The organism is Oxalobacter aliiformigenes (assembly GCF_027116575.1).
Lineage (GTDB): Bacteria > Pseudomonadota > Gammaproteobacteria > Burkholderiales > Burkholderiaceae_D > Oxalobacter > Oxalobacter aliiformigenes.
Genome location: NZ_CP098252.1, coordinates 405,560 through 418,781 on the forward strand (window position 1 = coordinate 405,560; position 13,222 = coordinate 418,781).

Below are 13,222 nucleotides of genomic sequence, written 5' to 3' on the forward strand. Positions count from 1 at the left end.
ATCGATATGAACGCCAATCCAAAATTCTTGTCCGCTACTGCCAAGGTTGACGAGGCAGCAGTCCAGCCATTTCCGAACTCGCGAAAAGTCTATGTGCAGGGTTCGCGTCCGGATATCCAGGTTCCGATGAGGGAAATCACCCTTTCCGATACATCCATCCTGTTCGGTAACGAAAAGAATCCTCCGATTTACGTTTATGACACGTCCGGTCCCTATACCGATCCGAATGCCAAGATCGATATCCGTTCAGGGCTGCCGGCCATTCGTGCGGCCTGGATTGCCGAGCGTGACGATACGGAAGAACTGGATGGGCCGACTTCCGAATATGGTCGCGCCCGCTTGAACGACAAAAGTCTGGACGAACTGCGTTTCAATCTGACCCGCAAGCCGCGCCGCGCTAAAAAAGGGGCAAGAATTACCCAGATGGAATATGCCCGGCGGGGTATTGTCACACCGGAAATGGAATTTGTGGCCATTCGTGAGAATATGCGTCGCCAGGAGTATCTTGAAAGCCTGAAAGCGGCAGGGCCGACAGGTGAGAAAATGGCGAAAATGATGATGCGTCAGCATCCCGGCCATTCATTCGGAGCCAGTATTCCATCGGAAATCACTCCGGAATTCGTCCGTGATGAAATCGCACGCGGACGGGCAATTATTCCTGCCAATATCAATCACCCCGAAGTCGAACCGATGATCATCGGTCGCAATTTCCTGGTCAAGATCAACGCCAATATCGGTAATTCGGCCATCACGTCGGGTATCGCGGAAGAAGTCGAGAAAATGACCTGGGCGATCCGCTGGGGAGGCGACAACGTCATGGATCTTTCGACGGGCGAACATATCCATGAAACGCGTGAATGGATTGTTCGTAATTCACCTGTTCCTATCGGTACGGTTCCGATGTATCAGGCATTGGAAAAAGTCGATGGCATTGCCGAAGACCTGACCTGGGAAGTCTACAAGGATACTTTGATCGAACAGGCGGAACAGGGTGTCGATTATTTCACTATCCATGCCGGATTGCTGCTTCGCCATATCCCGGCGACAGCAGAACGGATGACGGGTATCGTTTCGCGTGGCGGTTCCATCATCGCCAAATGGTGCATGACGCATAACAAGGAAAATTTCCTGTATACCCATTTCGAGGAAATTTGCGAAATTCTGGCCCAGTATGATGTCGCGGTGTCGCTGGGTGACGGGTTGCGCCCCGGATCGATTTATGATGCCAACGACGAGGCACAGCTGGGCGAACTGAAAGTACTGGGTGAATTGACGGAAGTGGCATGGAAGCATGGCGTCCAGGTATTGATCGAAGGGCCGGGACATGTTCCGATGCATATGATCAAGAGGAACATGGATCTGGAACTGGAACAATGCCATGAGGCTCCTTTTTATACCCTTGGGCCATTGGTTACCGACATTGCACCGGGATATGACCACATCACTTCGGCCATGGGCGCTGCCATGATCGGCTGGTTCGGTACTTCGATGCTGTGTTATGTCACGCCGAAAGAACATTTGGGTCTGCCGGACAAGGACGACGTCAAGGAAGGAATTATCGTCTATAAGCTGGCGGCTCATGCGGCCGATCTGGCAAAAGGTCATCCGGGTGCCCAGATCAGGGACAACGCCATGTCCAAGGCACGTTTCGAATTCCGTTGGGAAGACCAGTTCAATATCGGTCTGGATCCGGACCGGGCACGTTCCTATCATGACGAAACCTTGCCGAAAGATTCTGCCAAGGTGGCCCATTTCTGTTCCATGTGCGGTCCGAAATTCTGTTCGATGAGAATTTCGCAGGAAGTACGTGATTATGCGGCCGAGAAAGGGATTACCATCGAAGCGGCGAAAAGAAACGCTATCGGGGAGCAACCGGTCGAGTTCGTCAAAACCAAGAGCGGCAGCTGACGGGAATGATGGTTATGGAGATCAAGCTGAATGGAGAAATCCGCCAGATTAAAGACGGAATGACCTTGCAGGAACTGGTCGATTCACTGCAATTGCCGAACAGGGCACTGGCCGTAGCGGTGAACCGGACGGTCATCACACGCCAGAAATGGCCGGAGGTTGTATTGTATCCGGCCGATCAGGTGGAACTGGTACGTGCGATCGGCGGAGGTTGACATATCTCTGTGCAGAAAGAAAGGAGCAGCAAAGTTCGGAAGAGCTTTGCCGGATTAGTGAAACCGGAAAGAAGGAAAAGCAATGAACAAGCAGGAACAGGGTCTTACAATTGCAGGTAAAACATATCGTTCACGTTTACTGGTCGGTAGCGGGAAATACCGCGATCTGGAACAGACCCGCGAAGCGACAGAAGCCAGCGGTGCCGAAATTATTACGGTCGCGATTCGCCGGGTCAATATCGGGCAGGACCCGAATGCACCAAGTTTGCTGGATGTTGTTCCACCCACGAAGTACACTATTTTGCCGAATACCGCCGGGTGTTACAATGCGGAAGACGCCGTTTACACACTTCAGCTGGCACGTGAATTGCTGAATGGTCACAAGCTTGTCAAACTTGAAGTGCTGGGTAACGAAAAAACCCTGTTTCCGAATATGCCCGAAACACTGAAGGCTGCGGAAATTCTGGTAAAAGACGGTTTCGACGTCATGGTTTATTGCAGTGACGATCCTGTTCAGGCCAAGATGCTGGAGGATATCGGTTGTGCCGCTATCATGCCGCTGGCATCCCTGATCGGTTCCGGGATGGGAATCCTGAATCCGTGGAATCTGTCCCTGATTATCGAACAGTCGAAAGTTCCGGTTATTGTCGATGCCGGTGTCGGTACGGCTTCGGATGCCGCCATTGCCATGGAGCTCGGTTGCGATGGCATTCTGATGAATACGGCAATTGCGGGAGCACAGGATCCCGTTCGCATGGCGCGTGCCATGAAGCTGGCTGTCGAGGCGGGACGTGAGGCATTCCTTGCCGGCCGTATTCCAAGAAAATTTGCCGCTTCGCCGTCGTCTCCGATGGCCGGGCGTGTTGCCTGATGACCGGTTTCCGGGAACAGACAGACTGCCCGGTTTTCATGGTCTGTTCCCGGTAGCTGTCCAGTGAATTCCTTTCCTGAACTCGCATAATGACCGATATTTCAAAAGAGAAAAGCCGTAAGTGCGTTCTGGTTTTTTCCGGACTTGATCCCAGTGGCGGTGCGGGTATTGCCGCGGATATCGAAGCAATAGGGGCTGTCGGGGCGCATGCCTTGCCTGTTGTTACCGCTTTGACGGTTCAGGACAATGACACGGTTTTTGCTGTAAATCCGGTTGATGCCTCGGTTCTCGTCTATCAGGCGCGGGTTCTGATTCGGAAAATACCGGTTTCCGCGGTCAAGATCGGTATCGTCGGCAATCGGGAAAATGCTGACGCCATTGGTGAAGTCATTGCTGAACTGAGGGAAGAACTGCCGGAGTTGCCTGTTGTACTGGATACGGTACTGGGCAGCGGTCGTGGGTTTGCACTGGCAGACGGAACACCGGAATATGCGATTTCTCCCTTAATCAGTCTGGCGACGCTGGTGACACCGAATTTGCCTGAGGCAAAACGGCTGTATCCCTTGTCTGACGATATCGGGATGCAGGCGGAGTATCTGCTTGCACAAGGAGCCGGAAACGTACTGGTCCAAAGGGGGCATGGCAGTGCGGATGATTCCGTGATCAACTGCTGGTTCTCCGGTAGGGGAATGAAACAGTGGAAATGGCAGCGGTTGACAGGTGAGTTTCATGGTACGGGCTGTACACTCGCTTCGGCCATAGCCGGTTATCTGGCGCAAGGTTTTGCGATGGAGGAGGCGCTTTGTGACGGACAGAAATGGTGCCAGCGTGCATTGGCAGACGCTTTTTCCATTGCAAAAGGACAGAAAATACCGGGAAGACAGCGTTGTCCGGATCGGCACATGGAAATCTGATTCCGGAAACCCAACGACGAATATTCAGAAAGAAGAAGAGGATTAGATGAAAGGACTTTATATCGTCACTCCCGACTGGGATGACACAGCCAAAATGATCGATGTAACGGAAAAGGCCCTGAAAGGAGGGGCGGAAATCGTTCAGTACCGTCATAAAACAGCGGGTCCCGAGTTGCGTCTGGAACAGGCCAGGGCATTACAGGATTTATGCCGCCGGTATGGAAAGCCTTTCATCATCAATGATTATGTCGATCTTTGTCTGGAACTGGATACGGACGGCATTCATGTCGGTGGAATGGATGCTCCCGTCAAGCAGGTTCGTGCGGCTGTCGGGCCGGACAAAATTGTCGGTGCTTCCTGCTATGGCGATATCGAACTGGCTCGCAAGGCAACACGTGACGGAGCGAGTTATGTTGCATTCGGTGGTTTTTATCCGTCACGGGTCAAGAAATATCCGGTCACAACTCCCCGGAATATCGTTTCCGACTGGAAAAATGAGATGCCTTCCATGCCGGTGTGTGTCATCGGTGGCATGAACGCCGACAATGCCGCTCCTCTTGTCAAGCTGGGCGCCGATATGGTCGCTGTGGTAAGCGGCATCTATTTCCAGGAGGATCCGGAAATGGCTGCACATGGATTTGTGAAGTTATTCAAATAAAAATAAACTTGTTCAACGGATGAATTGATAGCCCGGTTCCATAAACCGGGCTTTTTTTACAGCAGAGGCGAAAAAAGACGTGCGGTTGCCTCGAACATTTTCTGGATGAGTCCGATATGTCTGTTGAAAGGGACGCGTTCGGCGCAGACAAGGTCGTATTCGAATTGATCGGATAGTAATTCAGCCAGTCTGGGGCCATATGCCGCGATACAGACTTCGAAATTGAGACGAAAACTGCGTGAATCAAAATTGGCTGTTCCTATCATGCTGTAGTGATGATCGACGACAATGGTTTTGGAATGCAGCATGCGTCCATGATATTCCCAAATCCTGACACCGGCCCGCATCAGTTCGTCGAAGTAAGACCTTGCTGCAGAGGTGACCAGTCGGGAATCACTCATTCTGGGAACCAGCAGACGGACATCGACTCCTCGCAGGGCGGCGGAAGTCAATGCAAACAATGTGGCTTCTGTCGGAACGAAGTAGGGAGTAGTCAGCCAGATGCGCTTTCGCGCGCGCTGAATCATCGACAAATAGATCCTGTGGATGATTTCCCACTCATTGTCGGGCCCTGACGGAATAACCTGAACCGGGTAGGGGCCGGACGACTGGATGGGAAAATAATTGGCCAGATCCGGAATTTCTTTTTCTCCACTCGCATAGAGCCAGTCTTCCATGAAGATCAGTTGCAACCAGTGGACAGCATTGCCGGTCAGTTGCAGATGTGTGTCGTGGTAGGCATATTCATATACGCGCTCGTCTTCCTGATCGGTAATGTTAAGGCCACCGGTAAAACCGACAAGTCCGTCACAAATCACGATCTTGCGGTGTGTCCTCAAGTTGACAAGCGGTTTTATAAGCTGGGTAATGTGAGGCTTGTGGAAAAAGGCAAACCGGGCGCCTGCACGAAGCAGCGGCTGGATAAAGGCGTTTTTCAGGCGGGAAGAACCGATACCGTCAACAAGCAGTCTGACTTTGACACCTTCTTTTGCCTTTTGTATCAGCAGATCGCGCAACCTCGTTCCGATTCTGTCGGGATCGAAAATGTAATATTCGAGATGAATGTGATGAGTCGCATGGGCGATGGCATCCAGTATGGCAGTGAATGTTTCCGTGCCGTCAACGAGAAGTTTCAGGGATTTTGCCGTCGTTAGCGGAAAACCGGTAGTCGTGCGAATCATGTTGGCCAATTGCATCAGTTCCTGGGAGTGTGTGCTGGCTGCCAGAATATGATTGCGAAGCTGCAGGTAATCGGAATGTTCTTTCAGAGCGGTTCTGGATAACAGGCGTCTGAATTGCTGGCGTTTCAGTTTTTGCGGACCGAAGAAATGGTAAATGATGAATCCGCCATAAGGAATGAATGCCAGTGCGAGAATCCAGCTGAGTGTGGAAACCGGAGCGCGTTTTTGCAGAATAATCCAGATCGACAGACAGATGATATAGACAAGCCATGCTATCCCCAGCCATTTCATGAAGGAAAATGCGCCGGATAATGAAAAACCGAACAGTTCATCGTATGGAAACATGGTGAAGGCAAACCTGTTTAGAACAGATGGTATCCGTTATATTGCGGTGAAAAAATTGAAGACAGTATCATACTCTCCAAACAAGAATCCGGATATGTGTCGGCAAATATTGTCCCATTTGTGAGGAAACCAGTAATGATCCGCTTAATGTTCCTTCTGAAAACCGCAAGCAATCTCCAATTATTTACGGGATAATGTCAAAATGGACAAAATACTTGAAAATCTCAATCCTGAACAGCTTGCGGCTGTCACTCTTCCTGCCCAATCCGCCCTGATTCTTGCAGGAGCCGGTTCAGGCAAGACGCGAGTATTGACGACCCGTATCGCATGGCTGTTGAAAACCGGTCAGGCATCAACGGCTGGGATAATGGCCGTAACCTTTACCAACAAGGCAGCCAGGGAAATGATGTCGCGTCTTTCGATGCTTTTTCCGGTCAATACCCGGAACCTGTGGGTGGGTACGTTTCACGGGCTGTGCAACCGGTTGTTGAGACTGCATTATCGTGATGCCGCATTGCCGCAGTCGTTCAATATTCTCGATGTACAGGATCAGCTGTCGACAATCAAACGCTTGCTGAAAACAAACAATGTCGATGATGAGAAATACCCGCCCAGAAATCTCATGTATTTCATCAATGGCGCCAAGGAAAGAGGCCTTCGCGCATCCGATGTCGACGGGCAGGACGACTATGAGCGCAGAATGGTCGAATTGTATGGGATGTATGAAGAGCAGTGTCAGCGTGAAGGGGTAGTTGATTTTGCGGAGTTGCTGCTTCGGAGCTGTGAGCTTCTGGAAAGAAACCAGACGTTGCGGGAACATTATCAGGAACGTTTCAGGCATATTCTGGTCGATGAATTTCAGGATACGAACGATCTCCAGTACAAATGGCTGAAACTTCTGGCTGGTGATCGTACGGCCGTTTTCGCGGTCGGTGATGATGACCAGAGTATTTATGCGTTTCGGGGGGCCAATGTCGGCAATATGCTTTCATTCCAGCATGATTTCCAGGTCAATAACCTGATCAGGCTGGAACGGAATTATCGTTCATATGGCAATATCCTAGATGCGGCCAATACGCTGATTGCGCACAATACCCATCGTCTCGGCAAGAATCTTCATACCGATGCCGGAGATGGCGAACCGATCCGTGTATGTGAGTCCCCTTCCGATCTGAATGAGGTCCAATGGATTCTGGATGAAGTCGGTCATTTGATACATGACGGAATTTCCCGAAGTGAAATCGCTGTCCTGTACCGCTCCAATGCGCAGTCAAGGGTTATCGAGCACGGTCTTTTCAGTGCGGGAATTCCCTACCGTGTGTATGGCGGTTTGCGTTTTTTTGAACGGGCTGAAATCAAGCACGCTATCGCCTATCTTCAGTTAATTGACAATCCCGACAACAATGCGGCTTTTCTGAGGGTGGTCAATTTCCCGGCACGGGGAATCGGTGCAAGAACAATCGAGTCGTTGCAGGAAATGTCCCGTTTGCATGATGTATCGTTGTATGCCGCTATTCCTTATATTTCGGGAAAAGGTGGAACGGCGTTGGCTTCGTTTGTCCGAATTATCCAGGGTATCCGTTCCGAAGTAAAAAATATGGATTTGCCAGCGCTCATACAAACGGTTCTGGACAAAAGCGGCCTTCTTATGTATTACCAGAAGGAAAAGGACGGTACTGACCGTGTTGAAAATCTGGGGCAACTGGTTTCCGCTGCCACCCAGTTTTTATCGGAAGAAGGTTTCTCGCTGGATGCTCCCGCTCTTGTGGTTGAACAGGCTCATGCACAGCAAACGGTTGATAATCCGCTACTGACAGTCGATCGTGTCATTGAGGCGGATGTTCCGCTGACCATGATTATGTCGCCACTTGCCGCTTTTTTGACACACGCCTCTCTCGAAGCGGGGGAGAACCAGGCTGACGAAGGACAGGATGCCCTCCAGTTGATGACGGTTCACTCTGCCAAAGGACTTGAATTCGATGCCGTTTTCATTACCGGTCTGGAAGAAGGTCTTTTTCCACATGAAAACAGCGTGAAGGAAAATGGCGGACTCGAAGAAGAGCGGCGCCTGATGTATGTTGCCATTACCCGGGCCAGAAAACGGCTTTATCTGAGTTATGCGCAGACACGGATGTTGCATGGACATATGCGTTATAACATTTCTTCCCGGTTTTTGAGTGAATTGCCTGAAGAAAACCTGAAATGGCTGGCTCCCAGAAAACAGTCTGTCTATTCCGGTATCCGGAAAGAGCCTGTTGCGCAATTTGGCCAGCCTGCTGTTTCCGATAAACCGTTTTCCGGTTCTTTTGGCAAAAGCAGCGAGTGGCAGATCGGTCAGGCGGTGATCCACAAAAAATTCGGGGAAGGCGTCATCGTCAGTCTGGAAGGCGAGAGAGCGAATATTCGTGCCCGTATCAATTTCGGCCGATTCGGCATGAAACTGCTGGATCTCGGTATAGCCAAACTGGAACGCGTTTCCTGAATCAGGAAGAAAACAGTTCTTCCGATGTAACGGTTGCCGTTCCGAGTTTGCCCACAACGATGCCAGCGGCACGGTTGGCAATCCGGACTGCTTCAGCGACAGGTTTGCCGTTTCCGATCATTGTGGCCAGTGTCGCGATAACGGTGTCTCCCGCACCGGATACATCGAAGACCTCGCGTGCGACCGTCGGTATGTGCAAAACTTCTGTTGCGCCATATAAAGACATGCCTTCTTCAGAACGTGTCAGCAACAGATATTCCAGATCAAGCGACTCGCGCAGATTCTGGGCTTTGACGGTCAGCTCGGATTCGTCCTTCCAGCTGCCGACGACCTGTCGCAATTCGGACTTGTTGGGAGTTAAAATCGTTGCACCGCGATATTTGGAAAAATCTTCTCCCTTGGGATCGATCAGTGTCATTTTGCCTGTCTTTTTCGCACCGGCAATCATGCTGGAGACCTGATCAAGAGCTCCTTTTCCGTAGTCGGACAGTACGATGATGTCATGTGTCTGCAAGAGAGTCTTGTATTTTTGCAGTTTGTCTTCCAGTACATCACGGGTCGGTTTTTTTTCGAAATCAAGTCGCAACAGTTGCTGTTGTCTTCCGATTACCCGTAACTTGACCGTCGTGGAGATTCCGGGAGCCGAATGAAGATAGGGGGTGATGCCTGACTGGGAGAGCAGCTTTTCGACGGCAGTACCTGCCTCGTCTTTTCCGACAATGCCCAAAAGACTGCAGACCGCTCCCAGTGCGGCGACATTGCGTGCGACATTGGCCGCACCTCCGAGCCGTTCCTCGTTTTTTCCTATTAGAACGACCGGAACCGGAGCTTCCGGGGATATCCGGTTGACGTCGCCGAACCAGTAACGGTCCAGCATGATGTCGCCAACTATCAATATGCGTGTTTTGAGCAAAGAGTTCATGTTCATGATCAGTTTTTTCCGGCATATGAAACAGTACCGTTACTAAAAGTCCGGACGGCTATGAGGACAGTTTCATTTCTTCGACCCGTTTCGGCGGGTATGTTTCCCATTGGTGGCAACCGGGACATTGCCAGTAGAATTGCCGTGCCTCGAAACCGCAGTGGCTGCATTGATAGCGGGACAGCCGGGAAGCATATCGCTGTACAAGGTTACGGACGAAAGACAGATCTTCGCGGATCTCCGGAGGGACCACCAGCAATTGCGCCTCAAGCAGTTTGTCCAGTCCGAGCAGTGTCGGTGTTCTTCTCAGTTCATCATGCACCAGTGTATTGGCGGCTTCCACGCCTTCCTGTTTCAGTACGGCTTTGAAAAGTACCTCGAGCAAATCGATGGAAGCTGTTTCGGACAGATAGGATTTCAGAAGACTGATGCCTTCCTGGGGACGTCCAACAGACTGGAATCCTTCCATAAGGCGTTGGGCAACCAGAACAGTGTGCGATATGCTCTGTTTCTCCACACGACGCCAGGTCGCAAGTGCTTCTTCAGGTTTACCGAGTGCAACCAGAGCGTCCCCCGTCAGTATTGTGGCGCGCACACTCATTCTGTCTGTCGAAAGTGCGGTTTCAAGCAACGGAAGCGCTTTTTCCGGATGTGTATTGACGAGTTCGTCTTCGGCCAGTTCGCAATAGAACTGGGCAATTTGCTTGTTGCGGTTTCCTGTCCCGGAATTTTGCAGGGCCTTGGCCGCGTCAATGGCCTGTACCCATTCTTTTTCGCGCTGGAAAATTTCCAGAAGGGCGCGGCGTGCCTGTATGGAATAGGCGGTTTCGGTCAGTTCCTGAAAAACCTCTTCGGCTCTGTCGAGAAGTCCGGCCTTCAGAAAATCCTGTCCGAGTTCGTATTGGGCCTGCATCCGCTGTTCGGGTGGAAGATCGGGGCGGAGCAAAAGGTTCTGGTGCATACGGATGGCACGTTCCGTTTCTCCGCGACGTCTGAAAAGGTTGCCCAGTGCAAAATGCAGGTCGGCTGTTTCCGGATCCAGTCTGACAATTTCAATAAACGCATCGATGGCCTTGTCGGGCTGTTCATTCAGAAGAAAGTTCAGTCCCTTGAAATATCCTTTTGGAAGACTGCGTGATTCGGATAGCAATTGTTTGATATCAATACGCGCCGCTATCCAGCCAAGTCCGAAAAAGATCGGAATACTTAACAGCCACCAGATTTCGAATTCCATACAGTGTCTAAAATAAAAAAACTATTCGGTTTTGGTGCCAGAAACAGTACTGGCTGAAGACGTTTCGTTCGTTTTCACGTGCGTTTCCTGAGCCTGTTCCAGTTCGGTGATTCTTTTTCGCTGTTTTGCCAGTTCCCGTTGACGGCGGAAAACCACAGGAATCATCGTCATCAAACCGAGAAAAGCTCCTGCAACGAAGAAGCAGAGTACGATCAGAACAAGCGGACCTCGCAACTCGTATCCCCAGAAGAAGTATAAAGCGGTTTCCTGGGTATTTTTCAGCGCGAGTACGAAAAAGAATATAAAAAGAACCAGTGTGATTATACGGGACAACCACTTCATGATTCAGCCCTTGTAACGGATATCATGTGTCGTATTTTCAGATGAAAAATATGATTGTACGTGAAAAAGGGCATCCGAAGATGCCCTTTTGGGTTGAGAAAGCTTAATCGAAACAAGCGAAATCAGTCCGTTTTTGCCGCTGAGTCGACTCTCTGACGCAATTCCTTGCCGGGCTTGAAGTGGGGTACCCGTTTCTCTTCGACCATCACTTTTTCGCCGGAGCGTGGATTGCGTCCGACCCTGGGCGGCCGGACACTCAATGCAAAACTGCCAAAACCGCGAATTTCGATGCGTTGACCTTCCGCCAGAGCGTCAGCCATGGCATCCAGTATGGTTTTTACTGTCAGTTCGGCATCTTTGGCCAGCAACTGCGGATAGCTGTTTGCCAAAGAAACGATCAATTCGGATTTTGTCATCTCGCACTCATGATTATTGCTTGTTGTCGAACTTGGCTTTTAACAGCGCTCCAAGGCTGGTCATGCCGGAAGCCGCGCTGGAATCATTCTGGATTTTCTGCATGGCTTCCTGGGTTTCCATCTGGTCTTTCGCCTTGATTGACAGCTGTAGCGTGCGGGACTTGCGATCGATATTGATGATCATGACTTCAATCTGATCCCCGACTTTCAGATGGGAACCGGCATCTTCCACGCGGTCTCTTGAAATTTCGGAGGCACGCAGATAACCTTCCACATCATCGTTGAGCTGGATGACAGCACCTTTAGGTTCGACAGATTTGACAGTACCGGATACGACACTGCCCTTGTCGTTCATGGCAATGTAATTGTTGAACGGATCACCTTCAAGCTGCTTGACGCCCAGAGAGACACGTTCACGTTCGACGTCGATAGCCAGAACGACAGCTTCCAGTTCGTCACCTTTCTTGAAGTTGTGAACGGCGGTTTCTCCCGGTTCTGTCCAGGAAAGATCGGAAAGGTGAACCAGACCGTCGATGTTGCCCGGCAGACCGATAAATACACCAAAATCGGTAATAGACTTGATGGCTCCACTGACTTTATCGCCTTTTTTGTGGGTTTCCGCAAATTCTTCCCATGGATTCGGTTTGCATTGCTTCATGCCCAGACTGATACGACGGCGTTCCTCATCGATTTCCAGAACCATGACTTCAACTTCGTCACCCAGTTTGACGACCTTGTTCGGAGCGACATTCTTGTTTGTCCAGTCCATTTCGGAAACGTGAACCAGGCCTTCGATACCCTGTTCGACTTCAACGAAAGCACCGTAATCGGTCAGGTTGGTCACTTTGCCGAACAGACGGGTGCCTTGCGGGTAACGGCGGGAAAGACCGGTCCACGGATCGTCTCCAAGCTGTTTGACGCCGAGTGAAACCCGATTTTTTTCCTGATCGTATTTCAGGACCTTGGCAGTGATTTCCTGTCCGACCGTCAACATTTCGGATGGATGACGGACACGACGCCATGCCAGGTCGGTGATGTGCAACAGACCATCGATACCCCCCAGGTCGATGAAGGCACCGTAATCGGTAATATTCTTGACAACGCCGTTGACGATGGTTCCTTCTTTCAGGGTTTCCATCAGTTTCTGGCGTTCTTCTCCCATGGATGCTTCGACAACCGCACGGCGGGAGAGCACGACATTGTTGCGCTTGCGATCCAGCTTGATGACCTTGAATTCCAGCGTTTTGCCTTCATAAGGCGTGGTGTCCTTGACAGGACGGGTATCGACCAGGGAGCCTGGCAGGAAAGCGCGGATACCGTTGGTCAGAACGGTCAGGCCGCCCTTGACTTTTCCGTTGACGGTACCGGTAACGATTTCACCCGATTCCATGGCTTTTTCAAGAGCCAGCCAGGAAGCAAGCCGTTTGGCTTTGTCACGTGAAAGGATTGTGTCGCCGTAACCGTTCTCGAGCGATTCGATAGCGACGGAAACATAGTCGCCGACATTGACTTCCAGTTCACCGACGTCGTTTTTGAATTCGTCGATCGGAATGAACGATTCGGATTTCAATCCGGCGTTGACAACAACGAAGTTGTGGTCGATACGGACGACTTCGGCGGAAATGACTTCGCCGGAACGCATGTCGTGACGTGCAAGTGATTCTTCAAATAAAGCGGCAAAACTTTCCAATCCGGAATCTTGGGTGGGTGCAACAGTAGGCATATATTAATTGT

The 13,222-nt window shown here is 50.8% G+C and carries 12 protein-coding genes; 6 read left to right on the top strand and 6 right to left on the bottom strand.

Annotated features, from left to right (window positions below):
- The first annotated feature begins 6 nt into the window (after positions 1–6).
- From thiC to thiE, 5 genes are all read left to right on the top strand, one after another.
- Positions 7–1,908 carry a phosphomethylpyrimidine synthase ThiC gene (thiC, locus tag NB647_RS01935; protein WP_269283887.1) on the top strand — a complete coding sequence of 634 codons (1,902 nt, stop codon included), beginning with the start codon at positions 7–9 and terminating at the stop codon, positions 1,906–1,908.
- Between the two features lie 14 nt (positions 1,909–1,922).
- On the top strand, positions 1,923–2,123 hold the full coding sequence (gene thiS / locus NB647_RS01940) for a sulfur carrier protein ThiS (protein ID WP_332880337.1): 201 nt from the start codon (positions 1,923–1,925) through the stop codon (positions 2,121–2,123).
- An 82-nt stretch (positions 2,124–2,205) separates the two neighbouring features.
- Positions 2,206–2,994 carry a thiazole synthase gene (locus NB647_RS01945; RefSeq protein WP_269264874.1) on the top strand — a complete coding sequence of 263 codons (789 nt, stop codon included), beginning with the start codon at positions 2,206–2,208 and terminating at the stop codon, positions 2,992–2,994.
- 89 nt (positions 2,995–3,083) lie between these two features.
- Positions 3,084–3,908 carry a bifunctional hydroxymethylpyrimidine kinase/phosphomethylpyrimidine kinase gene (thiD, locus tag NB647_RS01950; RefSeq protein ID WP_269283890.1) on the top strand — a complete coding sequence of 275 codons (825 nt, stop codon included), beginning with the start codon at positions 3,084–3,086 and terminating at the stop codon, positions 3,906–3,908.
- A 46-nt stretch (positions 3,909–3,954) separates the two neighbouring features.
- A complete protein-coding gene (gene thiE / locus NB647_RS01955; protein ID WP_269283892.1) occupies positions 3,955–4,566 on the top strand; it encodes a thiamine phosphate synthase in 612 nt (203 codons plus the stop codon).
- 56 nt (positions 4,567–4,622) lie between these two features.
- Here the strand turns inward: thiE and cls are convergent, their stop codons facing one another.
- The gene (gene cls, locus NB647_RS01960; protein WP_269284694.1) at positions 4,623–6,038 is read right to left on the bottom strand and encodes a cardiolipin synthase; all 1,416 of its coding nucleotides are present in this window, start codon (positions 6,036–6,038) and stop codon (positions 4,623–4,625) included.
- Positions 6,039–6,294: 256 nt separating this feature from the next.
- On the opposite strand from cls, the gene NB647_RS01965 reads away from it, so the two are divergent.
- Positions 6,295–8,574 carry a UvrD-helicase domain-containing protein gene (locus tag NB647_RS01965; protein ID WP_269283894.1) on the top strand — a complete coding sequence of 760 codons (2,280 nt, stop codon included), beginning with the start codon at positions 6,295–6,297 and terminating at the stop codon, positions 8,572–8,574.
- Position 8,575: 1 nt separating this feature from the next.
- Here the strand turns inward: NB647_RS01965 and rfaE1 are convergent, their stop codons facing one another.
- The 5 genes from rfaE1 to rpsA all read right to left on the bottom strand — a co-directional run bounded on the left by rfaE1 (position 8,576) and on the right by rpsA (position 13,211).
- A complete protein-coding gene (gene rfaE1 / locus NB647_RS01970; protein ID WP_269283897.1) occupies positions 8,576–9,502 on the bottom strand; it encodes a D-glycero-beta-D-manno-heptose-7-phosphate kinase in 927 nt (308 codons plus the stop codon).
- 52 nt (positions 9,503–9,554) lie between these two features.
- Positions 9,555–10,730, bottom strand: coding sequence for a lipopolysaccharide assembly protein LapB (lapB, locus tag NB647_RS01975; protein ID WP_269264879.1), 1,176 nt, complete (start codon positions 10,728–10,730; stop codon positions 9,555–9,557).
- A 21-nt stretch (positions 10,731–10,751) separates the two neighbouring features.
- Positions 10,752–11,072, bottom strand: coding sequence for a LapA family protein (locus NB647_RS01980; protein WP_269264880.1), 321 nt, complete (start codon positions 11,070–11,072; stop codon positions 10,752–10,754).
- A gap of 122 nt (positions 11,073–11,194) precedes the next feature.
- Positions 11,195–11,488 carry an integration host factor subunit beta gene (locus NB647_RS01985; RefSeq protein WP_269264881.1) on the bottom strand — a complete coding sequence of 98 codons (294 nt, stop codon included), beginning with the start codon at positions 11,486–11,488 and terminating at the stop codon, positions 11,195–11,197.
- Positions 11,489–11,501: 13 nt separating this feature from the next.
- A complete protein-coding gene (gene rpsA / locus NB647_RS01990; protein WP_269264882.1) occupies positions 11,502–13,211 on the bottom strand; it encodes a 30S ribosomal protein S1 in 1,710 nt (569 codons plus the stop codon).
- Between the last annotated feature and the right edge of the window lie 11 nt (positions 13,212–13,222).

Coding starts and splice junctions, on each gene's coding strand:
- thiC (WP_269283887.1), top strand. CDS start 7: ATGAACGCCAATCCAAAATTCTTGTCCGCTACTGCCAAGGTTGACGAG.
- thiS (WP_332880337.1), top strand. CDS start 1,923: ATGGAGATCAAGCTGAATGGAGAAATCCGCCAGATTAAAGACGGAATG.
- NB647_RS01945 (WP_269264874.1), top strand. CDS start 2,206: ATGAACAAGCAGGAACAGGGTCTTACAATTGCAGGTAAAACATATCGT.
- thiD (WP_269283890.1), top strand. CDS start 3,084: ATGACCGATATTTCAAAAGAGAAAAGCCGTAAGTGCGTTCTGGTTTTT.
- thiE (WP_269283892.1), top strand. CDS start 3,955: ATGAAAGGACTTTATATCGTCACTCCCGACTGGGATGACACAGCCAAA.
- cls (WP_269284694.1), bottom strand. CDS start 6,038: ATGAAATGGCTGGGGATAGCATGGCTTGTCTATATCATCTGTCTGTCG.
- NB647_RS01965 (WP_269283894.1), top strand. CDS start 6,295: ATGGACAAAATACTTGAAAATCTCAATCCTGAACAGCTTGCGGCTGTC.
- rfaE1 (WP_269283897.1), bottom strand. CDS start 9,502: ATGAACATGAACTCTTTGCTCAAAACACGCATATTGATAGTTGGCGAC.
- lapB (WP_269264879.1), bottom strand. CDS start 10,730: ATGGAATTCGAAATCTGGTGGCTGTTAAGTATTCCGATCTTTTTCGGA.
- NB647_RS01980 (WP_269264880.1), bottom strand. CDS start 11,072: ATGAAGTGGTTGTCCCGTATAATCACACTGGTTCTTTTTATATTCTTT.
- NB647_RS01985 (WP_269264881.1), bottom strand. CDS start 11,488: ATGACAAAATCCGAATTGATCGTTTCTTTGGCAAACAGCTATCCGCAG.
- rpsA (WP_269264882.1), bottom strand. CDS start 13,211: ATGCCTACTGTTGCACCCACCCAAGATTCCGGATTGGAAAGTTTTGCC.